The 20,563-nt window shown below is 67.5% G+C and carries 21 protein-coding genes; 2 read left to right on the forward strand and 19 right to left on the reverse strand.

The annotated features are described in order from the left end of the window. Window positions 1-584, reverse strand: a 584-nt coding sequence (locus E8A74_RS37935; RefSeq protein WP_136933990.1) for a hypothetical protein, incomplete at its 3' end; no start/stop codon positions are given. A gap of 248 nt (window positions 585-832) precedes the next feature. Between E8A74_RS37935 and E8A74_RS37940 the strand changes: the two genes are divergently transcribed. Further along, on the forward strand, window positions 833-1,492 hold the full coding sequence (locus E8A74_RS37940) for a hypothetical protein (protein ID WP_136933991.1): 660 nt from the start codon (window positions 833-835) through the stop codon (window positions 1,490-1,492). A gap of 116 nt (window positions 1,493-1,608) precedes the next feature. Further along, window positions 1,609-2,178: a cytochrome c maturation protein CcmE gene (locus tag E8A74_RS37945; RefSeq protein WP_136933992.1), complete on the forward strand. Its 570-nt coding sequence runs from the start codon at window positions 1,609-1,611 to the stop codon at window positions 2,176-2,178. Window positions 2,179-2,246: 68 nt separating this feature from the next. Here E8A74_RS37945 and gspN read toward each other — a convergent pair whose 3' ends face one another. The 18 genes from gspN to E8A74_RS38040 all read right to left on the reverse strand — a co-directional run bounded on the left by gspN (window position 2,247) and on the right by E8A74_RS38040 (window position 20,538). Continuing rightward, on the reverse strand, window positions 2,247-3,551 hold the full coding sequence (gene gspN, locus E8A74_RS37950; RefSeq protein ID WP_136933993.1) for a type II secretion system protein GspN: 1,305 nt from the start codon (window positions 3,549-3,551) through the stop codon (window positions 2,247-2,249). After that, the gene (locus E8A74_RS37955; RefSeq protein WP_136933994.1) at window positions 3,548-4,147 is read right to left on the reverse strand and encodes a type II secretion system protein GspM; all 600 of its coding nucleotides are present in this window, start codon (window positions 4,145-4,147) and stop codon (window positions 3,548-3,550) included. Before E8A74_RS37955 ends, gspN begins: the two co-directional genes overlap by 4 nt. After that, complete coding sequence (pilM, locus tag E8A74_RS37960) at window positions 4,144-5,673, reverse strand: type IV pilus biogenesis protein PilM (RefSeq protein ID WP_136933995.1); 1,530 nt, start codon at window positions 5,671-5,673, stop codon at window positions 4,144-4,146. The genes E8A74_RS37955 and pilM overlap by 4 nt, the downstream gene beginning before the upstream one ends. A gap of 22 nt (window positions 5,674-5,695) precedes the next feature. Then, window positions 5,696-7,153 (reverse strand): type II secretion system minor pseudopilin, encoded by a 1,458-nt coding sequence (locus E8A74_RS37965; protein WP_136933996.1) that lies wholly within the window; start codon window positions 7,151-7,153, stop codon window positions 5,696-5,698. A gap of 3 nt (window positions 7,154-7,156) precedes the next feature. After that, window positions 7,157-7,858 carry a type II secretion system protein GspJ gene (locus E8A74_RS37970; RefSeq protein WP_136933997.1) on the reverse strand — a complete coding sequence of 234 codons (702 nt, stop codon included), beginning with the start codon at window positions 7,856-7,858 and terminating at the stop codon, window positions 7,157-7,159. Continuing rightward, on the reverse strand, window positions 7,855-8,733 hold the full coding sequence (locus E8A74_RS55690) for a type IV pilus modification PilV family protein (protein ID WP_269749915.1): 879 nt from the start codon (window positions 8,731-8,733) through the stop codon (window positions 7,855-7,857). Before E8A74_RS55690 ends, E8A74_RS37970 begins: the two co-directional genes overlap by 4 nt. A gap of 19 nt (window positions 8,734-8,752) precedes the next feature. Next, complete coding sequence (locus E8A74_RS37985; protein ID WP_136933998.1) at window positions 8,753-9,502, reverse strand: pilus assembly FimT family protein; 750 nt, start codon at window positions 9,500-9,502, stop codon at window positions 8,753-8,755. Between the two features lie 14 nt (window positions 9,503-9,516). Beyond that, window positions 9,517-9,951 carry a type II secretion system protein gene (locus E8A74_RS37990; protein ID WP_136933999.1) on the reverse strand — a complete coding sequence of 145 codons (435 nt, stop codon included), beginning with the start codon at window positions 9,949-9,951 and terminating at the stop codon, window positions 9,517-9,519. 7 nt (window positions 9,952-9,958) lie between these two features. Then, window positions 9,959-10,372 carry a type II secretion system protein GspG gene (locus tag E8A74_RS37995; RefSeq protein ID WP_136934000.1) on the reverse strand — a complete coding sequence of 138 codons (414 nt, stop codon included), beginning with the start codon at window positions 10,370-10,372 and terminating at the stop codon, window positions 9,959-9,961. Between the two features lie 15 nt (window positions 10,373-10,387). Further along, window positions 10,388-11,614, reverse strand: coding sequence for a type II secretion system inner membrane protein GspF (gene gspF / locus E8A74_RS38000; protein WP_136934001.1), 1,227 nt, complete (start codon window positions 11,612-11,614; stop codon window positions 10,388-10,390). 13 nt (window positions 11,615-11,627) lie between these two features. After that, window positions 11,628-13,412 carry a type II secretion system ATPase GspE gene (gene gspE, locus E8A74_RS38005; RefSeq protein WP_136934002.1) on the reverse strand — a complete coding sequence of 595 codons (1,785 nt, stop codon included), beginning with the start codon at window positions 13,410-13,412 and terminating at the stop codon, window positions 11,628-11,630. A 2-nt stretch (window positions 13,413-13,414) separates the two neighbouring features. After that, window positions 13,415-16,045, reverse strand: coding sequence for a type II secretion system secretin GspD (gene gspD, locus E8A74_RS38010; protein ID WP_136934003.1), 2,631 nt, complete (start codon window positions 16,043-16,045; stop codon window positions 13,415-13,417). 40 nt (window positions 16,046-16,085) lie between these two features. Next, window positions 16,086-16,442 carry a hypothetical protein gene (locus E8A74_RS38015; protein WP_170229681.1) on the reverse strand — a complete coding sequence of 119 codons (357 nt, stop codon included), beginning with the start codon at window positions 16,440-16,442 and terminating at the stop codon, window positions 16,086-16,088. Next, window positions 16,439-17,410, reverse strand: coding sequence for a type II secretion system protein GspC (gene gspC / locus E8A74_RS38020; RefSeq protein WP_136934005.1), 972 nt, complete (start codon window positions 17,408-17,410; stop codon window positions 16,439-16,441). Before gspC ends, E8A74_RS38015 begins: the two co-directional genes overlap by 4 nt. Before the next feature lie 181 nt (window positions 17,411-17,591). After that, on the reverse strand, window positions 17,592-18,995 hold the full coding sequence (locus tag E8A74_RS38025; RefSeq protein WP_136934006.1) for a sigma-54-dependent transcriptional regulator: 1,404 nt from the start codon (window positions 18,993-18,995) through the stop codon (window positions 17,592-17,594). A gap of 134 nt (window positions 18,996-19,129) precedes the next feature. Then, window positions 19,130-19,690: an isochorismatase family protein gene (locus tag E8A74_RS38030; protein ID WP_136934007.1), complete on the reverse strand. Its 561-nt coding sequence runs from the start codon at window positions 19,688-19,690 to the stop codon at window positions 19,130-19,132. Window positions 19,691-19,708: 18 nt separating this feature from the next. After that, window positions 19,709-20,152 carry a hypothetical protein gene (locus E8A74_RS38035; protein ID WP_136934008.1) on the reverse strand — a complete coding sequence of 148 codons (444 nt, stop codon included), beginning with the start codon at window positions 20,150-20,152 and terminating at the stop codon, window positions 19,709-19,711. After that, on the reverse strand, window positions 20,149-20,538 hold the full coding sequence (locus E8A74_RS38040) for a (2Fe-2S) ferredoxin domain-containing protein (protein WP_136934009.1): 390 nt from the start codon (window positions 20,536-20,538) through the stop codon (window positions 20,149-20,151). The genes E8A74_RS38035 and E8A74_RS38040 overlap by 4 nt, the downstream gene beginning before the upstream one ends. Window positions 20,539-20,563 lie beyond the last annotated feature (25 nt).

Consider the following 20,563-nt stretch of genomic DNA (forward strand, 5'->3'; position numbering starts at 1 on the left):
TCCCCCGACCCCGCATTCGCCCCCACCGCCTCCACCGAGATCAAAGCCACCCGCTCCCCGCTCACCGCAATCGCTTTCACGTCCCCGACCCGCTCACACCCGCGGATCTCCGCCACCTCCGACGCCTTCTCGAACACCGACAAACACAGCCGATCCCCGCCCGCCGACGTCACCAGCGCCCGCTTCCCGTCGCTCCGCGCAAACGCAAGCACCACGTTTTCATTCACGAGCCGCACGATCGGCCCCATCCGACCGGATTCCTCCACCCACCGCACATACCCCTCGGGCTCGCCCGCCGCCTGCGACACGAGCAGCGCTGCCGCCTCCCCGAACACCGGCTCCACCGACATCGGCAGGCCCGCCTCCTCCGCTGCGCCCAGCGGCAAACGCGTCACCTGCGCGCCCGCGGCCGAGCTCGGCGTCCCCCCTGCCGGCGCACGTTGCTCGCTTGGTTGCTTTCCCCCGCTCGGCTGCTGCCTGTCACGTACGCTCGCGCCCGAGCAGGCAGAGCTTCCGACGAGCAGCCAGAGCAGCAGAAAACTCGGGCCTTTTTGCACACGACGAGAGAGGGGGAGGCGCGCCACGATCGCGCCCACCTTAACGCGGACTTTGCCGGGCGTGCAGGAAGAGCAGCACGAGCGCGTCGTGTCCCTGGACGGTGGCCGCGTGCACGCCGTGCCGCTCGTGGAGTGTCCGCGCCGTACGTGCTCGAGGGCACGTCGGCTGCAATGTCCGACGAACGGCAGGGGGGTTTTCCGGATCGCGAGGGGCTTTCTTTCGAGTGCCTCCCCGCGTTCGGAGGCGATGCCTCTACCTCTCAGGAGGACTTTCGATGACGAAGACCATGCAGCTCACGATGCTCGGTGCCGCGGCCCTCATGACCCTCGGCGTGGGATGCGGGCGCGGCGAGAAACCCGCGCAGAGTGCGCAGCAGCGCCCGACGCCGGCCTTCGAGGCCGCTGCTCCCGCGGAGCAGGGGCAACCGAGCCCGTACTACGGTCAGGGCCAGGCGGGGCAGTATGGCCAGGGCCAGGCGGGGCAGTGGGGCCAGGGCCAGGCGGGGCAGGGCCAGGGCGGACAAGCGGGCATGGGCATGATGAGCGAGCAGGAGATGTGCTCCTCGCTCGTCCAGCACTCGAACCTTCGCGTCGAGGACATCGAGGGGGGCGTCGCGATCATCGCGAGCCCCAAGGCGGGCGTGGACCTCTCCACCTTGCGCGGCGATGCGATCCACATCGCGTACACGATGAGCCCGCCTTCCGGCGAGCAGCACGCGGCGCGGCCCACCAGCGCGGCGGAGCGTTGCGCGCTCTTCGATCTCGGCCAGATGGCGGGCCGCTCGGGCCTGATCGAGCAGGGCAACGAGATTCGTATCCTCCTGCTCGCCCAGGACGCGAGTGGTGTGCCCAACCTGCGTAACCAGACGCGCGCCTTCGTGCGCCAGTGGGGCCAGGAGGGGGTGCAGAGCGGCCAGCAGAAGCGCCAGGACTAGAAGCAGCCGGGGCTCGGCTCCACATCCGAGAAGCAGGGCGGAGGTACCTACCCCCGCCCTGCTTTCCTTTCCTGCCCCTCGACCTGCCCGGAAAGGTTCGCTACCCTGAGCTTGTCATGAGCAAGAAGCTGGACGAGGAGCTCGCGCAGGCTGCGGGGATTGGACGGGACGACGACGGGCCGGCGGTGATGCCGCCCCTCACCGTGCCCCAGCCGGCCGAGAAGGCGCGGCCGAAGAACAGCAGCATGGGCCTCTTGGTCACGCTGCTCGTCATGGGCGGCGCGCTGGTCGGCCTCTTCATGTTCGGCTTCAAGGAAGCGGCCATTTACGCGACGCCCGTCGATCAGCTCCTCTCGCAGCAGGACAAACTGATGGGCCGCAAGGTCCGCGTCGAGGGGGAGCTCGTGCCGGGCACCCTCGAAAAGCGCGACAAGCCTTGCGAGTATCGCTTCACCATTCATGGCAAGGACGGCAAGCAGACCTTGCCCGTTCGATATCCGCAGTGCGTCATTCCCGACACGTTCCGCGACGTACCGACCGGCGGCGTGCAGGTCACCGTCGAGGGTTCGCTCAAGTCGGCGGCCGAATTCGAGGCCACGCTCGTCATGGCGAAGTGCACCTCGAAGTACGACCCCAAGACCCACGAGATGCAGCAAGGTGAGGCGAAGGGCATGCCGATCAACTGATCGGATCGGCTCCAAAGAGAAACGCCGGGCGCCCTGGAGAAGGGGCCCGGCGTTTTCGCTTCAATCGTTCATTCGGGCTCGGCTTGGCCCCGGTTTCGCGGGGCGGGGGCCGGGGGCAGCTCTTCGGGTGGCATCGCGGGCGCGGGCTCGCCCGCCGGGGCGGGTTTGTCCGCGGGCTCCGGCGGCGGGGGTGCCTCGCGCGGCGGCTCCACGGGCTTCGGCTCCGGGGCGGCGGGCGCGCGCGCGGGCTCTTCGTCGCCCTTGTCCTTCACCGTCGACGTGCCCAGGGGCAAACCGGACTTCTTCGACGGGAACGGTGAGTCGCCCTTGCCGCGGCCACGACCTGCGGCCGGCCCGTCGGTCGAGTGCGGATCGAACTTCATCCGCGACAGCGCGCCGTGCGCGTGCCAGCCGTAGAATCCGTCCTGCCGCTTGGCCTTCTTGATCTTCGGATCGGCCAGCTCGAAGAGCGACGGCGCGCTCGAGCCCGGCGCGCCGAGCAGCGACTTCGTCAGGTCGCTCTTGTTGCGGTAGGCGTCGGTGAACTTGAAGCGCACGTAGAGGTCGGCGGCCGAGCTGTTCCACGGCTCGCGCACGTTCACCTTCCCGTCGCCCGCGAGCTCGATGTCGGTGCCGTTGGCTTCGAGCTTCGTGACCTTGAGGACGCCTTCCTTCGCCTCGGCCGCGATGACGAGGTCCCCGAGCTTCGCCTCGGGCAGCGCGATCTGGCCTTTGATCTTCGACTTCCCGTCGCCGACGACCATCTCGGCGATCGTCAGGTCGAGCGCGCCGTTTGCCTTGCTGAACTTCCCGCCCTCGGCCGTGAGCTCGAACGTCCCCTTCGCGACGCCTTTCACCGGCACGCCGAGGAAGTCCTTGATCACGTCGACCTTCGCGAGGTTCACGCCTTCGAGCTCGACCTCCACGGGCCCGCTCGAACCGCCCACGGGCACCGTGCCTTTGACCTCGCCGTCGAAGGCCTTCGCCCAGAACTTGATGCGCACGCGGCCGAGGAAGAGCGGCAGGATCTGCAGCCGCGCCTCCACCTCTTCGACCTCGATCACGCTCTCCTTCGGGGCGGGTTTGTCCTTGTCGGCGCTGCTGCTGAAGGAGCTCGACGACGTGTCGTCGCTCGGGGGCAGGTAGAGCCGGACGCCCGTCGCCTCGACGCCCGTGAACCAGTACGAATCGAGCTCGTCGATCTCCAGCCGTTGCCCCGCGCTCTTGCCTTTTTGCGCGGCCTGGAACTCGGCGACGAGGCGGTCCTTCAAGCGATCCCAGGGGAAGGCCAGATAAAAGAAGAGCCCGAGGCACAAGCAATAAAGCGCCGGGTAGGCGAGGAATTTTGCGATACGCAGGAGACGGGCCTTCACGGGGTCTTTTCCTCCTCGGCCGTATCCTTCGGCTCGCCCTTGTCCTTGTCTTTTTCTTTCGCGTCCGGCTTGCGGTCGTAGGCGCTCACGCCGAGCTCCACCTCGTACGAGTCCGGCTCGCCGGCGCGCGGGCGGATGTTGAGGCGCGTCACCGCGACGGCGTGGCCCGATTGCTCGATCCGCTCGATCGTCTTCACCAGCGCCAGCATACCCACCTTGTGCATCTTCACCACGGTGAGCCGCTCAGAGTACTTCTTCCCGTGCGGGACCTCGGGTTTGTCCTGCGCGTCCGCGATCGTGATCCCGTTCTGCTTCGCGGCGTCCTCGATGAAGCCGGCGAGCGCGGGGGCGGGGCGGCCGTAACGCGCGAGCAGCGCGTCTTGCTTCGCCTTGCGCTCGGCGACCGAGAGGCGCGCTTTGTAGACCTCGTCGATGAGGGCGCGGATCTCGTCGTTCTCGGTGCGCGACGAGCTCACGGCGCTCCAGGCGTAGATCGGCATCGCGAGCACGAGCAGCGCCGCCACGACGCCGGCGAGGACGCCGAGCAGCTTGCGCTCGCGCGGCTCAAGTTTGTCCAGGCGCTCCGCGAACGTCACTTGCCTTCCTCCTTGCCGGCCGCGGGCGAGGACGAGTCCGCCGTGTCAGCGGCGCCCGAGGATTTCGTCGTCGTCTTTTTCTTCTTATCGTCGCACTTCACGTCGAGCTCGAGCACGTATTTCTGTTTGCCCTCGCTGAACTGGGCCGTGCGGCTGATCTTTACTTCCTTGAAGCACTTGTGCTCCTTCATCTTGTCCGCGATCGCCTGCGCGTCGGGGATCGAAGGGACCGTGCCTTGAATCGAGACGTGGCCGCGGTTCACGTCGAACTCGAGGACGTCGTGCGTGATCTCCTTGGGCACGACCTCCGAGAGCTTCACCATGACGTCGAATGCGTCCGCGCGCGGCAGCGGGTCCTCGTCGGCGCTGCCGGGGCCCTTGTCGAGCATGCTGCGCGCTTTCTCCGGCTCCTTCGTCTCCTCGTCGAACACGTCGCCCGTCGCCGTTTCGAGCCGCGAGAGGAGCATCTCCTTCTCGGCCGAGAGGCTCCGGTGCTGGGCGAGCAGGCTGAAGCCGAAGCTCACGACGACCGCGGCGGCGAGGCCCGCGAGGAGCGGGATTTTTTCGCGGAGGAAAGGATAACTGCGCGCGGCCGCGAGGTCGCCCTGGCGCAGGTTGAGGCCGCGCGCCTTGCCGGCGAGGCCCATCGCGAGGCCAATGGCCTTCGCGAAGCGCGGGAGCATCGATTCTTGCTCGGCCGTGACGCCTTCGAGGCGTGGCTTCGGCAAGGGCAGGATCGTGATGCCGAGCTCGGTCGCGAGATACGCCTCCGCGCCCTGCGCGCTCGCCCCGCCGCCGACGAGGTACATGCCCGCGAGCGGGCTGCCGCCCGAGGCGCGCCAGGCCGCCAGGGTTTGTCGCAATTCACGCGAGAGCGCGGGCGCGCTCCCGGGCAAACCGAGCGTGCCGCGCGAGAGCGTGCGCGCGAAGACGGGGTCGCCGCCGCGCAGGATCACGATGTCGCTCGTGGCCTCGCCGAGATCGAGGATCGCGACGGGCAGCGCCGCCTCGCCCGCGGCGGCCTCTTTGCCGAACGGTTTTTCAATTTCAGGCATCACGCCCGCGAGGTTCGCGAGCGGCAGCGCGCCCGTGCCGACGCGCTCGGGCTCCATGCCGAGGGCCTCGCGCACGGCGTCGATGCGCTGCTTCACGTCCTCGATGCGCGCGATGGCCGCGAAGATCGGCACGGTGTCGCCGCCCGGGTTCTTGTCCATGCGGTAATCGAACACCGCGTCCGTGATCTCGAACGGGATCAGGGATTCGAGCTCGAACGGCAGGACGTTGTCGATCTCCTTCAGCGCCGAGGTCGGCATGTCGATCGACCGGAAGAACGTCCGCTCGCCCGAGATCGCGATCGAGATCGCGTCGGCCTTGTGGCTGCCCACGGCGGCGCGGACGGCGTCGATTTCGAGGCCGGTGACGGGCGCCTCGCCGAGGGCCTCGAGCGTGATCTTGCGGTACGAGAGGCGCAGGAGCGCCACCCTCACCACCGCTTTGCCGACGTCGATACCGAGAATTTTGGACATCGTGATGCTCTCTCGAGGAAACCTAATCGATGCGATAATAGACGATCTTGCCGAGCGGGTTCGTGGCGAGCGCGGTCAGCGGATCGACGACGCTGCCCGTGGCCGTGCCGCCGGCCGAGGTCGAGCCTCCCGCGGCCGCCCCCTGCGTGAGTCCCTGCGCGGACGTCGAGCCGGTCGCCGTGCCGCCCGTGAGCGGATCGACGCCGCGCGTGTCCACGACGGCGTGGACGCGCACGCGCGTCGTGCGCTTGCGGCCGGGGACGACGCCCTCGGCGTAAATGCTGAAGACCTTGCTCGTGACGGTGAATTGCTTGGTCGCGCCCGCGTTGAGCCCGCACGGCAGGCCCGCCTGCGTGAGCAGCGGCGTGAGCATCGGCCCGAGCATCGCGCCGAGCGGCCCGGGGACGGTGCCCGTCTTGAGGAGATTGGGGAAATCGGCGGGCTTGGAGAAAATGGGGATCGGGAACGTCTTGAGGACGCCGAGGAGGCCGAGGAACTGTGCCTGGATCGTCGGGTCGGTGCAAAGGGGAATGCCCTGCGTTGCGTTCGATTGTGTCGCGCCCGCGCCGCCCGAGCAGACGGAGCAAGCCGCGGCGAGCAGGGTCTGCGGGTTCGCCGTGTTCACGTTGACCGCTTTTTGGCCCCAGACCGTGAGCGTGCGTGATTTCGGATCGTCCGGGTTCGGCTCGACGAACGTCGCCCAGAAGTCGTCGCCGACGCCGCGGATGAGGCGCAGCTCTTCGAGCGAGTCGTACGCGGCGTTCTTGCGGCGATATTCGAGGCCGATCGTCTGGTAATAGTTGTCCTCGGCGCCCGTGGAGCCTTGGGCCTGCGAGCCGACGTAACACGTCGAGAGGTTCTCGTCCTGATCGGCCCAATCGGTCAGGGCGCCGCAGATCGTCTGCATCGTCGAATACTGGCCGTCGGGGTCCGTGCCATCGAACATCGGCGCGTATTGCGGGCCCTGCATGTGGCTGACGAGCAATCGTTCGAGATCGATGTCCGGGATCGGCGCGGCCCGGTTGACGTTGATCTTCGAATCCTCGTCGACGATCTTGACCGTGAACGAGCCGCCCGTGATGCCGAGGCCCTTGCCCTGCGTGGTATCGACGCCGAGCATTCCCCCGAACGTGGCCATTCCGGTCTCGTCATTGAAGGGGCCGAGCGCGATGTCGGTGAACTCCCAGACGGGGAGTTGCTTGAAGGGCAACGGAAGAGGGACGCTCGTGCGGATCGTCGGCTCGGAGGCGATGAGCAGGCGCGAGAGGTTCACGGCGCTCTTCGCCAGGTATTCGGCCTTGAGCGCGTCGCGGTCCGCGAGCGCGGCGGCGAGCTCGGAGGTCGTCTCCTGCTGCAATTCGGTGAGAAACACCGTCAGCACGGTGATCGCGCCGAGCACCATGAGCAGCGCGACGCCGCGGCGCTCTCGTTTTCGCCGGCGGAGCTTCCTGGCCTCCTTTTCGCGGTTCGGCTCGTTCATGGCTCAGTTCGCGAAATCGAGGGCGAGCTGCATCGCGGGGGAGACGCGCGAGCGAAGGACGATCGGCTTGCCGCCGGGGCCGCCATTCAGCACGAGCGTGATGAGGACCTGCTGGGGCAGGCGCCACGGCTGGCCCGTGACCTGCGTCGTGTCCCAGGTGTCGACCCATTCGGAGATGGTGGCGTCGAAATACTGGATGTCGAAGCTCTGCACGTCCTCGACGAGGACATTCACGACGCCGCCCTTTTGCGGCTCCATGTCGAGGTATTTGTCCTCGCGCCGGACGAGGTCCATCGTGCCGGCGTCGTTCCGCGCGCCGAAATAGCCGATCTCGCATTGATCGGACTCGTGCGCGTCGCGGGCGAGGCGGCGGTGCGCGAAGGAGGTGAAATCGAGGCGATCGAACGTGCCCTCGTCCTGGCCGATGAACCCGGTCTTGCGGACCTGCTGCGAGATCATCGTGGAGCTGTTCGTGTAATCGCCGTGCTTCGAGACGAACGCCGCCTGGATCTCGCGAGACATGCGTTGAATGGCCGCGCGGCCCTGGTGGTATCGGTCGTTCATCCCCGTGATGCCCTTGCGCGAGCGGGACATGCCGTCGAACGCGCCATAAATGAGCGAGCCGATGAGGGCGAGGACGCCGATCGAGACCATCGCTTCGAGCAGCGTGAGGCCACGAATCGATGCACGACGACGCGTCTTCATCGGCCCATGCCTCCCCCGGGCATGCCCGGGAACGTGGGACGGCCACCGCCGCCGAAAGGATTGCCGCCCCCGAACGGATTGCCTCCGCCCGTGGGATTGCCTCCGCCCGTGGGATTACCGCCGCCCGTGGGATTGCCGCCGCCCGTCGGGTTCATCTGGGCCTCGACGGCGTCGAGCGCGTCGTTCGTGATGAGCGTCGGCTTCGGGTTCGTCACCCATTGCACGATATCGAACGAATGTTCGCGGGAGCCCTCGGTCCACGTGACCGTGACCGTGACGCGGCGGGTGTTCGTCTCGAAGATCGATTTGAGCGCCGGATACACGAACGTGCCGACGAGCTGGAGCATGCCGCCGAGCGCATCCGCGCCCGTGGCGCCGCCAAGCGCGCCCGCGACGTCGCCGAGGCCGCCGCCCGCGAGGTCGCCCGTCGCCGGGGGCGTCGCGCCGCCGGCGAGGCCGAGCAGGCCGCCCATCGCGCCGAGCCCGCCCGCGGCGCCCGAGGCGCCCGAGGGATTCGCGCCGCCATTTTGCGTCGAGCTGAAATCGAGGCCGGTGTCGAGCTCCATTTCGCCGGGCTTCGGCTCGGGGAACTGCGGCTTTTCGATCTTCCACGTGCACTTGAGGTTCGGCGTCTCGTCGCCCTCGCAACAAGGGCCGCTCTCGATTTCTTCGAGCTCCTGAAAGCCTTCGCGAAAGAGGTGCTCTTCGACCTCGCCCATCTTGCAGCGGGCGAGGGAGGTGGCGACGCTCAGGTTCCGCGCGTGGGACGAGGCCGAGAACGCGCCCGCCTGCGCCGAGAGGATCGCGGTCAGACCGAGGCCCAGGATCGCGACGGCGACCATGACCTCGAGCAGCGTGAATCCTCTCCGTTTCATATCGATCTCCCCGAACCCCTCAGAAACCGGAATCGCTGGCCTCCGATTCCTCGGATTCGTCGCGCGGCCTCTGCATTTCGACGCGACCCTTCTGGAGCGAGGTCTTGCCCGTGAGCGGAGAGACGAGCACCGTCATGATGTCGCGCTCCGGATCCGCCTCCGCGGGATTGCCGAGCACGACCTGGATCGCCGCCCGCTCCGTCTGCCCCCCGGGCCAGAAATAAAGATACGCGCGGTCCTCCTCGATCGGCTCCTCCTGATGCGAGGTGTCGATCGAGAGGAATCGCACGCCGTCGGCGAGGTCCTTGCCCGGCTTTTCGCCCTGCGGCTCGAATCCAAACGCCTTCGTGGGCGTGAACGAGGGGCGCGGCGCGCGAGGACCCTTCACGATCCGCTCCGCCTCCTCCATCGCCTTCTGCTCGATGTCCGTGGCGGCCGCCGCGCCGCCCGTCTTGTCCTTCTTGTCGACCGAGAGCTGGCCTGCGCCCTCTTCCAGGATCACCATCCGCTGCTCGAAATCGAACACGAGCCGCACGGGCTTGCCAATCGCATTGGCGTGCCCATACGCGACCCGCACCGCGCTGGCGATCATCACCGACGATTGCCTGAGCCGCGCGCGCCGAAGCGTCCCGAGCCCGACCACCGCCGTCCCCGTCACGAGGGTCATGATCGCCAGGGTGATGAGGACCTCCACCAGCGTCATGCCACGCCGACCGCGCGATCGCGCGGAGGCGTGGCAAGTCACGAGAGAGGCGGAGGCGCGCGGCATCGATAGGGTCCTCGTCAGAGCGCCGCGACGCGCTTGATGTCGGCGTCCTTGAAAACGTCCTTGACGTCGTCGGGCGTGTTTTCTTTGCGATCACGGCCCGCCGAGATCACCGTGATCTCGTCGCCGTCGCATTGAATCTTGAAGGGCGTGCCCCACGGGTCTTCCGTCTTCGTCGCGTCGATGTGCTTGCCGTCGACGAGCTCTTTGATCGTCGGGCAGCCGCCACCGATGCTGTCGAGGTGCATGTACTGCTGCGCCGCGGTCTTGATGACGCCCGCGCTGAGCACGGCGCCGCGGATCTGGCTCTCCTTGTACCGCGGGAACACGAGCGCCGTCGCGCCGCCCGCGATGATCGCCATGATCGCGAGCACGATCAGGACCTCGACCAGCGTCACGCCCCGCGACGCCGCACGCTTCCACTTCCGGATTCGATTCGCTTTCACCTTCATGGTCCGTTCACTCCACGCGGTCGAGACCGCCGATTTCACCATCCGGCCCGTCGCTCGTGAGATCGTACCCCTCCGGGTCCTTCTGACCAGGGCAAACCAGCCGGAGCGGCCTGCCCCACGCGTCGATGGGGTCGATCCCGATATAGCTCTCCGCTTTTAGCGCATCGAGCGACGGGGGGCACTTTCGCTCGTGGTCCGCCCGGTACGCGTCGAGGCCCGTCCGGACGACGCTGATCGTGGCCATCGTGGATCGCACGCCCGTCTTGCGCCGCTCCCGCGCGCCGAGGAGAAGCAAGAGCGTGGCCATCCCGAGCGCGAGCCCCACGAGCTTCGCCCGCGCCATGCCGCGGCCGCGCAGGATCCCGCCGCCCCGCTCCCACGGGAACCAGATCGTCGTCTCCCTCTGCCTGCGACGCGCCACGCCCCGATTCCCCTTCTATCCTGCGAAGCTCGACATCTGGATGAGCGGCATGAGGATCGAGAACGCGATGAACCCGACCGCGCCGCCCATGAAGACGATCATGAGCGGTTCGAGCAGGCTCGTGAGCACGGTGACGCGCATCTCGACCTCCAGATCGTACGCGTTCGAAACGTTCTCCAGCATCTCTTCGAGCTGACCACTCTTCTCGCCGATCGTGATCATGTGCGTGACGATCGGCGGGAACTGGCCGCTGCGCTTCAAGGGCTCGGCGATGCTCTGGCCTTCGCGGATCGAGCTGATTGCGTCGGCGATGACCTTCTCCAGGACGGCGTTGCCGAGGACGTTCTTCACGATGTCCATCGCGCCGAGCAGCGCGACGCCGGCGCTGAGCAGCGTGGCGAGCGTGCGCGAGAAGCGCGCGATCGCGATCATCTGCACGAGCTTGCCGACGATGGGCGCCTTCAGCAAAAAGCCGTGCCATTTCAGGCGGCCCGCCGGCGTGCGCTTCCAGCGACGGAAGCCCCAGATGCCGCCCGCGAGCAGGCCGAGGACGAGCCACCAGTAGTTGCTGAGGAAATCGGACGTGCCGATGAGCGTCGCCGTGTACCAGGGCAATGCCTGATCCATCGACGCGAAGATCGAGGTCACGTTCGGCACGACCGCGACCATGAGGACCGAGACGAGCGAGACGCCGAGGATCGCCATCAGGATGGGATACGCCATCGCCGAGCTGACCTTCGATGTGAGCTTCGCCTGGGACTCGAGGAACGCGGTGACGCGCTCGAGGACCTGCTGGAGCATGCCCGACGCTTCGCCGGCGCGGACCATGTTCACGTAGAGCGGCGGGAAGATCGAAGGGTGCTGTTCGAGCGCCTTCGCGAAGCTCGTACCCTCGCGGATCTGCTCGCGGACCTGGGTGAGCGCGCGCTTGAGCGCCTCTTTTTCGACCTGATCGATGAGGGCCGTCAACGATTCGAAGAGCGGAATGCCCGCCTTGAGCAGGGTGGCGAGCTGGCGCGTGACGACGGCGACGTCGTTCGTCGAGGGGCGCTGCGTGAAGGCGAGGAGGTTGATCGATTTCTTGGTCTTCGCCGCAGCGGCCTTCTCCTCCGCGGCCGTCGTGAGAAGGATGCCGTCCTTGCGCAGAAGGACGCGGAGCGCCTTCGCGTTCTCCGCGTCGCGCACGCCCTTCACCGGCTTTCCGGTGGCGACGAGGATGCCTCTGTATTCGAAGACGGCCACGGCTCGCTCCTCCCTATTCGTCTACGATGATATCCTCTTGGGTCGCGGCGAGGACCTCCTCGACCGTCGTCATACCCCTGAGGACCTTGCGCGCGCCGTCGTCGCGCATGGTGTCCATCCCCTGCGAGATCGCGACGCGCTTGACCGTCTGCGCGTCGGCGTTCTTGAGGATGAGCGGGCCGATCGCGTCGTCGATGACGAGCAACTCGTAGATCCCGCGCCGCCCCACGAATCCCTTCTGCAAGCAGGCGTCGCAGCCGCCCGGCTTGAAGAAAACCGGCGAGCCGCCCATTTTCTGCCCGACGTATTCGTATTCGAGCCCGTGCACCGAATACCGCTGCGACGGGATCCGCTTCGCCTTCCAGGCGAGGCGCTCGGGGTCGAGGCCGAGCTGCTTGAGCTCGTACGCCGTCGGTTGATACGGGACCTTGCATTGCTGGCAGAGCATGCGCACGAGGCGCTGCGCGAGGATGCCGATGACGCTGGAGCGCACGAGGAACGGCTCGATCTCCATCTCGACGAGGCGCGTGACGGCCGCGGCCGAGTCGTTCGTGTGGAGCGTCGAGAGCACGAGGTGACCCGTGAGCGAGGCGTGAATGGCGATCTCGGCGGTCTCCTTGTCGCGGATTTCGCCGACCATGATGACGTCCGGATCCTGGCGCAAGAAGGCGCGGAGCGCGCTCGCGAACGTGAGGCCGATCGAGGGGTGGACGTGGACCTGGTGAATGCCGCCGATCTCGTACTCGACCGGATCCTCGGCCGTGAGGATGTTGCGGCTCGGATCGTTGATGCGGTTCAGGCACGCATAAAGTGTGGTCGTCTTGCCGCTGCCGGTCGGGCCCGTGACGAGGATGATGCCGTCGGGCCGATTGATGAGGTGATCCATGATCCCGTACTCGCGCGGAGCGAAGCCGAGATCGTCGAGGCCGAGGAGGATGCTCGTCTTGTGCAAGAGGCGCATGACGATGCGCTCGAAGCCGCGGCTCGTCGGGACCGTGGAGACGCGGATGTCGACGCTCTTGCCCGCGATCTTCAGCGTGATGCGGCCGTCCTGCGGGAGGCGCTTCTCGGCGATGTTGAGGCTCGCCATGATCTTCACGCGGGCGACGATCGGCGCCATGAACTGCTTCGAGGCGCGGCGCGCGACGTAGAGCTCGCCGTCGATGCGATACCGAACGACGACGTCGCGCTCCTCGGGCTCGATGTGGATATCGCTCGCGCGCTCGCGGACGGCCTGCGCGAAGAGGCTGTTCACCCAGGCGATGATCGGCGCGTCGTCGTCCGAGTCGATGATGTCGACGAGGTTGTCTTCTTCCTCGTGCTTGTCGCCTTCGAGGTTCGACTGGCCCGCGTCGCTTTTTTCCCAGACGCGGTTGATCGCGTCGAGGACGTGTTTGCTCGTCGCGACCGAGATCTCCACGGGCTTCGCGAAGATCGCGCGGACGTCGTCGACCGCGAGCGTGTCGAGCGGATCGGCGACGACCGCGTGTACGGTCTGCTCATCCTCGAAAATGGGGAGGATGAAGCGCTGCTTCGCATACATGATGGGCAGGCGCGAGGCGACGTCGAACTTGACCTGATCGACGTCGATCTTCGGCACGAAATCGAGGCCCATCTCGGTCGCGAGGGCGCGTGCAATCTTCTCCTCGCCCGCGAGGTTCGAGGAGACGAGGAGCTCCGTGAGCGTCTGGCCGCGCTCGCGCACGGTCTCGAAGAGCGGCGCGAGCTTCTGCGCGTCGACCACGCCGTGGCGGACCAGGATCTCGCCAACGTATTCTTCTCGGGCGACCGGGTTCATATTTATTCCACGCGCTCCACGGGCCTCGGGGTGGTGCCGCCGGCCGGGCGGCGTCGCGGGGTGGGCGCAGCCGGGGCATTGCCGCCCGCTGCCGCCGGCGGCGTCGCGGTCTGCACGGCCCCGCCGCCGTCGTCGCCGCCGCGGACGGCGATGCTCGGCACCGCAATGGGTTGTCCGGGCTCATGCGAGCGCGGGCCCTTGGGTTTGGCCTCCTCTTCGAGCCGCGCCCGCTCCGCCATTTTGAGCTGCGATTGCCGGATGTCCTCGACGAGGCCATTGGCGCGCGCGTAATCCTTCGGGGGCTCCCACTCCGAGTCGCCGAAGACGAAGTACCGATCGAGAAACTCCTGCCGCTCCTGCATCTTGCGCTCGAAGATCGCCCGGAGGTCCTCCTGATCACGAATGATGTACGGGGTCAGGACGAGCAGGAGGTTCGTCTTCTGCGTGGTCTTTTTCGTGGTGCGGAAGAGCGCGCCGAGGACGGGGATGTCGCCGAGGATCGGGATCTTCGTGCGCGAATTCGTGACGGCGTCGCGCATGAGGCCGCCGATGACCACGGTCTGCTGGTCGCGGACGACGAGCGTGGTCTTCGCCTGGCGCTTGATGATCGGAATGGCGCCGAGCTGGCCTTGCGGCGCGCCGGCCTCGGAGATGCCCTCCGTGATTTCGAGGCGGACCTGATCGGAGTCGTTGACGTGCGGCGTGACCTCGATTTTCGTGCCGACGTCCTGGCGAGGCGCCGCGAAACCGCCGAGGCCGCCGAGCAGGCCGAGGCCGCCGAGGCCACCCGCCGCGCCCGCCGCGCCGCCCGCCGCGCTCGCGAGCCCGCCGAGGCTGCCGCCGACGTTCGTCTGGAGGGGGATGTTCTGGCCAATCTCGATCGTGGCGGGGATGTTGTCCGTCGCGAGGATGTGCGGCGTGGCGAGGACGTTCGAATCGGAGTCGGTCGCCATCGCGTGCATGATGACGCCGAACGCCGGGATCGTAACGCCCGTGCCGAGGAGGCCCGCCGCATTGTTGATGGTCGGCCCGCGGACGCCGAGCGCGAAGGCGCCGAGCTGGGTCGCGACCGATTGCGGTGCGAGTATGGAGTTGAGCGCGTCGTTGCCGCCGTACACGAAGCCGGGGCCGGTTGTCTGGTCGATGCTGGTGGGCACGGGCGCGCCCATGTGCCAGCGGACGCCGACGTCGTTCGTGCGGTCGACGTTCACGTCCATGATGACGGCCTCGATGAAGACCTGGCGGCGCGGCTGATCGAGCTCGTCGATGACGCTGCGAAGCGCGGCGTAATCGCGGAGCGAGGAGGTGACGACGAGCTTGTTCGAGCCCTCGTCGCAGGTGATCTTGACCTGGCCCTCGAAAATGTCCTCGGTCGAGCCGGGGACGGGCGGGGCCGCCTGCGCGCCGCGGCGACCGCCGGCCGCGGCACCACCACCGGCGCCGGCCGAGCCGCCGAGGAGCTGATTGAGGGTGCCCGAGAGGTCCTTGCAACCGGCGTGCTGGAGCGGCAAGACGTGCATTTGCCCGTCGCCGGATTGCGGGACGTCCATGCGCTTGATGAGCTCGAGGAGGCGCATGTAATCGGGCTGATTGGCCGTGATGACGAGCGAGTTCGTGCGGTCGTCCGCGAGGATCCGCGCGCCGCCTGCGCCGCCGCCGCCGCCCGCCGCGCCGGCCTTGCCCCCGGCCTTGCTGCCGCCCGGCTTGAGATCGAGGATCTCGTTCAATTTCATGGCGACGTCGTTCGCGCCGGCATAATGAATCGGCTCGAACCAGATCTGATCACCCGCGCCGCCGACGTCGATGTCCTCGAGGATGCGGATCATGCGCTGCACGTTCGAGCCCGTGTCCGTCATGATGATGAGATTGCCGGACGGGTGGACCGTGATGTCGCCTTCCTTCGATTTGAACTTCCCGAGGACGTTCGCGGCCTCGTTCGGATCGACGTTGGCGACGCGATACATGCGCGTGAGGAAACGATCCTCGGCGGGGACGGCGGTGCCGGCGCCGTAAATGGGCGTCGTCTGCGAGACGACGCCGGGCGTCTCGACGATCTTGAGGAAGCGGCCGTGCGGAATGACGGTGAGGCCGTTCGTCTCGAGGATCGAGAGGAACGCGCTGTACGCCTCCTGCACCGTGACCTTGTCCGGCGAATACACGGTGGCCTTGATCTGGCGGAGCTTGCCGCCATAGATGAAGCGCCGGCCCGTGATGTTGCTGATGGCCTTGACGAGCTCGTTGAGGTCGGCCTCCTCCAGGTTGAAGGAGACCATGAAATTGCCATTCCGCGGCTTGAAATCGATTTCCTTCGGCCCCTGCTTGACGCCGGCCATGGGATCTTCGCCGACGACGGGCGCGGGGCCGAAGGGCGAGGCCGCGCGCGGCGGCGGGCCGGGCGGGAAGCCGGGAGGAGCACCCGTATTCGGGCCGCCCGCAGCGCCGGCGGGCGCCGCCGCGGCGGGCGCGCCGGCATTCGGGGCAGGCTGGGGACGCGCGCCGGGCGTCTTGAGGACGGGGGCGCCGCGCGGCGGACCATTCTGCGCGGACACGATCGCAGGCGCGGAGGCGCAAAGCAGCGCCGCGAAGCCGAAGCCAAACCTTCCCAGCCGGGAGTTTCTGTAAGGCGTGTTCATGATCCTCGAATTCGATTCGGTCATTCGCTACGGAAAGACGTCAGGGCGTGGCTTCGGCGGGCGGTTCGGCCGGGGCGGCCGATTTGCTCCGCTTCGGGCGCGGGATCTTGCTGGTGGGCTTCCCCGGCGTGGCCGCGGCGACCTCGGCCGGTTTGTCCGAGCTCGATTCGCTCGCCTCGCTCGTTTCACCCCGGGCGGGCAGGACCGATTTCGCGATCGTCACGACGAGCAGGCTCGCGAGGGCGACGAAGCCGATCGAGCCCACGACGAACGTGCCCACGTAGAGCAGCGTTCGCTGGAGCAGGCTCCCCTCGTTGAATGCAGGCAGCTTGAGCTTGGCCATCCCTCGGTCTCCCGTCTCGATGCCGTTCGTCGCGGAACCGTTCGTCCTGGTCACTTGATGTTGAAGTCGATGTTCATCGGCTTGCCACGCCGATTGACGCTCACCTGGAGCTTGTCCGCGGTGCGGAGCCTCGCGTATGCCTCGAGCGCTTTTTGCGGGTCGCTCATCTCGAAGCCATTGATGGACTGGAGGCGGTCGCCATTCTCGAGGCCGAGTGTACCGAGCAGCGATTCCGGGCGCACGCCGAAGAGCCGGATCCCGACGACCTTGTCGCCCTCCTTTTCGGGTACGATGCGCGCCGACCGCATGAGCTCCGCTTGGTTCTCCAGGATCTGGTCGACGACCGAGCGCTCGATGTCGAACTGGTTCTCGCTGACCTTGTGAATCTTGTCCGCGATCTCCTTGGGGACGCCTTTCCCTTTGCCTTTCGGCTTCGGCGCGTCCGGCGTGGTCGTCGCGCTCGGCGCGGCGGCGATCTTCTTCGGCGGCTCGCCGTGCACCTGCATCTGGCACCGCGAGCTGCCGCTCATGAGCCACACGCGATCCCAGCCGATCCAGTAAATCTGGTGCCCCGAGACGTCGTCGCCGCGCCGACGGAGCGTCGCTTTGCCGTCCGAGCCCGCGATGGCCGCGAACGACCAATCGGGATCCTCCGATTGCGTGATCAAAAGGACCTTGCCGACGTCGCAGACGGGATCGTTATAGGGATCGCTGTTGTCGGGCGGCGGCGCCTCGGACGCGCTCGGGAGCTCGACGGGCTTGCCGTCGAGTGGGCCCGTGATCGAGTCGAACGGATTGCGGCCCAGGATCGGCGCGGCGTTGACCGAACGCTCCTGTCCGGAGCTCGTGTGCGGCGCGCCACTCTTGGGCGGCGGCGGAGGCGGCGGCATCGACGACGGATCGAGCAGCACGCTGCCGGCGACGAGCTCGCCCATTCCGGACGCCTGGAAATAGGCGGCGGAGGCGATCAAGAGGCAGATGACCGCGGGAAAGTAGCGCTTCAGGATCGCGTCGAGTCCCATGAGCCCAGCTCCGTACTAGCGAGAGACGTGCCAGCCCCGATCCTAGCGCTTCCCGCCCCTTTTTTCGCGCGGGAAGGCCACGATCGACAACGTGGCGAAGGGGGGAGGGTGGGGGCGGCGAGGATTGCCAAAGTGACAATCGGATTTTCAAGCGCCGGGGGAGCGCCGGTCTTCCCGGTGATCAACCCTCGATCTCTCCGAGCTTGCGATAGATCGTGCGGGTGGAGATCCCGAGGAGCTGGGCGGCGACGGATTTGTCGCCATGGGCGTACCGCAAGGTCTCCCGGATGAGCCGGCGTTCGACCTCGTCGAGCGGCGTGCCGACCGAGAACGTGATCGTCTCGGGCGCGGCCGCGAGGCTCTCGCGGATCGACTCGGGGAGGTCCTCGACGGACAATTTCTCGCCGCGGCAGAGCACGGCGGCGCGCTCGATCACATTCTCCAGCTCGCGGACGTTTCCCGGGAACGAGTAGTCGAGCAGGCGCGCGATGACCTCGCGTGGGGCTTCAAGGCGGCCGCGATTGTTCTTCGCGCAGTAGACGCCGAGGAAATGGTCGACGAGCAGGGGGATGTCCTCGCGGCGCGCCCGAAGCGGAGGAACCGTGATGGCGATGACGTTCAGACGATAAAAGAGGTCCTCGCGGAAGCGGCCCGCTGCGATCTCGGCGCGAAGATCTTTGTTCGTGGCAGCGACGATTCGAACGTCGGCGCGGACGGTATCGCCGCCGATGGGCTCGTATTCGTTTTCCTGCAGGACGCGCAGGAGCTTGACCTGAACGGAGGGGCTGAGCTCGCCGATCTCGTCGAGGAAGAGGGTGCCGCCCGCGGCCTTGGCGAATCGGCCTTCGCGGCGTGCGAATGCGCCGGTGAAGGCGCCGCGCTCGTGGCCAAAAAGCTCGGCTTCGAGGATGGTCTCGGGGATCGCGGAGCAGTTGACCGCGACGAAAGGCCCGTGGCGGCGCGCGCTGTGGTCGTGGATGTAACGAGCGACGAGCTCCTTGCCGGTGCCACTTTCGCCGAGGACGAGCACGGTGGCCGAGGAGGGCGCGGCCTGCGTGGCGACGTCGAGGACACGCCGAAGCGCGGGGCTGGATCCGATGATCTCGCGTTTCGTCAGGAGCTTGAGCTCCTGGCGGAGGGAGCGGTTTTCGGCGACGAGGGAGCGGCGCTCCGCGGCTTTGCGGACGCTCTTGATGATCGTCATCCGCTTGAGGGGCTTTTCGACGAAGTCGTAGGCGCCCTCGCGCATGGCCTGGACGGCCGTCTCGACGGTGCCGTAGGCCGTCATGAGGACGACTTCGGTATCGGGGGCGAGCTGCTTGATCGCGCGGAGCAGCTCGATGCCGCTGGTGCCGGGCATCATCAGGTCGGTCAGGACGACCTCGACGCGGTGGCCCCGAAGGAGGTCGAGCGCCGCGCGGGCCGACGGCGCGGTGAGGACGCGCATGCCGTCGCGCTGAAAAATCTTCTCGATGGAAGCAAGATTGCTGGGCTCGTCGTCCACCACGAGCACGGTGGGCGCGTCGGCCCCCGCCTTCGCCTCGGGAGGCGCGGGCGTCGAAGATCCTGACAGCTCGTCAACCATGGCGACAACATGTCACGCCGTGAGGCACGGTGTCCACGTGGTCTGACGGTTCGTCAACTTGGCAAAGGCGAGGTAGCTGGGATCACGAAAATCGACGGGATGAGCTGGTGCCAGGATGTCCGATTGCCAGGGTGTCAGCGGATCAGCTTCGAGAGCTTTTTGAAGGCGTCCGTCCCTGCGCGTCCGAGCCAGTCGAAGACGACGGTCTCCATCGTGGTGATCGTGGCGCCGGCGTTGCGGCAGAGATCGAGGCCGATGGCGCGGTGATCGTCGCGGCGCGAGGCGACGCCGTCGGCGACGACGTGCACGCTGGTGCCACGCGTGGCGAGCTCGCGCACGGTCTGCATGACGCAGACGTGCGTCTCCATGCCGAGGACGATCGCGGTGCGCGGCGCGCCGATCGACGCCCACGCGCGCTCGAAGCCACGCTCGTCACAGGCGGAGAAGTCGATCTTCTCGACGACGGGCGCGTTCATGGCGCGGAGCTTGTCGCCGATCGGGGCGATCGTGCGGCCGAGGCCCGCGGGATACTGCTCGGTGGCGAGCACGCGCGCGCCGAGCAAGTCGGCCGCTTCGAGCAGCACCGTGGCGGCGCGGACGAGGTCCTTCATGCGGTCCTCGGGCATCGCCGCGGCGAGTTTGTCCTGCACGTCGACGACGAGCACCACGCTCGCCTTGGGATCGAGCCGTCGCATCGTTTGTCCTCCAATGGGTCAGCGAGAGAGCCGGAAGCTCCTCAAGAATTTGACGAGGTCGCTGCGCGCGTCGAAGCGCAGGAGCGCGCGGGCGATGAGGGCGCCTTCTTCGGTCTTGATGGCGCCGGGCAAGACGGTCATCGATTCGAGCAGCTCTTTGAGGGAGACGTCTTTCTGGCCCTCGAAGACGTAGGGTTTGTCGTCGTCGCCCTGGAAGTGGAACGCGTAGGGGAGCGTGCCCGTGCGGAGGAGATCCATGCCGAGGGTGCCGCGAAGGTAGCGGTGACCCGCGAGGCCCGGGGCGTCGATCGCGCCCTCGATCTCGACCTCGGGGCGGCGAAGGAACCGGAGGAGCGGCGCGCTGCGGGCGCGGATCGTGAACGAGAGAGGTCGCTCGACGTGCGGCTCGTCCACGCGGTGGTAGCTGCCCGCCATCGTCTCGCGAAACTCGAAGCCGCTCACGGCTCCTGGCCCTCCGCCGGCTTGGACTTCGGCGCGGGGAGGGGAGGCGCAGCGGTCTTCTCGTCAAAATCGTTGGAGGGCAAAACGAGTCGCTCGACGCGGGTGCCGTTCGCGAGCGATTCGAGCAGCTCGGGGACGTCCTCCAGGGTGACGCGGCCGTAGAAGTAGCCGTCGGGCTCGACGGCGATGACCGGGCCGGCCCAGCAGACGTCGAGGCAACTCGACGTGCAGGCGCGCACCTCGGTCTTCGCGAGGCCCCGGTCCTTGAGACCGTCCTTGAGGGCCGCGTGGATCTCGACGGCGCTGCGCTGCGCGCACGAGCCCTTGGGGGTGCCGTCGGGGCGGCGGTTCACGCAGACGAAGAGGTAACGCTGGCGCTGAGGCACGACGCGAGCCTTACGCCGGGGCTTC

The sequence above is a fragment of the Polyangium fumosum genome, assembly GCF_005144585.1.
GTDB classification, from domain to species: domain Bacteria; phylum Myxococcota_A; class Polyangia; order Polyangiales; family Polyangiaceae; genus Polyangium; species Polyangium fumosum.

Coding starts and splice junctions, on each gene's coding strand:
- E8A74_RS37940 (WP_136933991.1), top strand. CDS start 833: ATGACGAAGACCATGCAGCTCACGATGCTCGGTGCCGCGGCCCTCATG.
- E8A74_RS37945 (WP_136933992.1), top strand. CDS start 1,609: ATGAGCAAGAAGCTGGACGAGGAGCTCGCGCAGGCTGCGGGGATTGGA.
- pilM (WP_136933995.1), bottom strand. CDS start 5,673: ATGTCCAAAATTCTCGGTATCGACGTCGGCAAAGCGGTGGTGAGGGTG.
- E8A74_RS37965 (WP_136933996.1), bottom strand. CDS start 7,153: ATGAACGAGCCGAACCGCGAAAAGGAGGCCAGGAAGCTCCGCCGGCGA.
- E8A74_RS37970 (WP_136933997.1), bottom strand. CDS start 7,858: ATGAAGACGCGTCGTCGTGCATCGATTCGTGGCCTCACGCTGCTCGAA.
- E8A74_RS55690 (WP_269749915.1), bottom strand. CDS start 8,733: ATGAAACGGAGAGGATTCACGCTGCTCGAGGTCATGGTCGCCGTCGCG.
- E8A74_RS37985 (WP_136933998.1), bottom strand. CDS start 9,502: ATGCCGCGCGCCTCCGCCTCTCTCGTGACTTGCCACGCCTCCGCGCGA.
- E8A74_RS37990 (WP_136933999.1), bottom strand. CDS start 9,951: ATGAAGGTGAAAGCGAATCGAATCCGGAAGTGGAAGCGTGCGGCGTCG.
- gspE (WP_136934002.1), bottom strand. CDS start 13,412: ATGAACCCGGTCGCCCGAGAAGAATACGTTGGCGAGATCCTGGTCCGC.
- gspD (WP_136934003.1), bottom strand. CDS start 16,045: ATGAACACGCCTTACAGAAACTCCCGGCTGGGAAGGTTTGGCTTCGGC.
- gspC (WP_136934005.1), bottom strand. CDS start 17,410: ATGGGACTCGACGCGATCCTGAAGCGCTACTTTCCCGCGGTCATCTGC.
- E8A74_RS38025 (WP_136934006.1), bottom strand. CDS start 18,995: ATGGTTGACGAGCTGTCAGGATCTTCGACGCCCGCGCCTCCCGAGGCG.
- E8A74_RS38030 (WP_136934007.1), bottom strand. CDS start 19,690: ATGCGACGGCTCGATCCCAAGGCGAGCGTGGTGCTCGTCGTCGACGTG.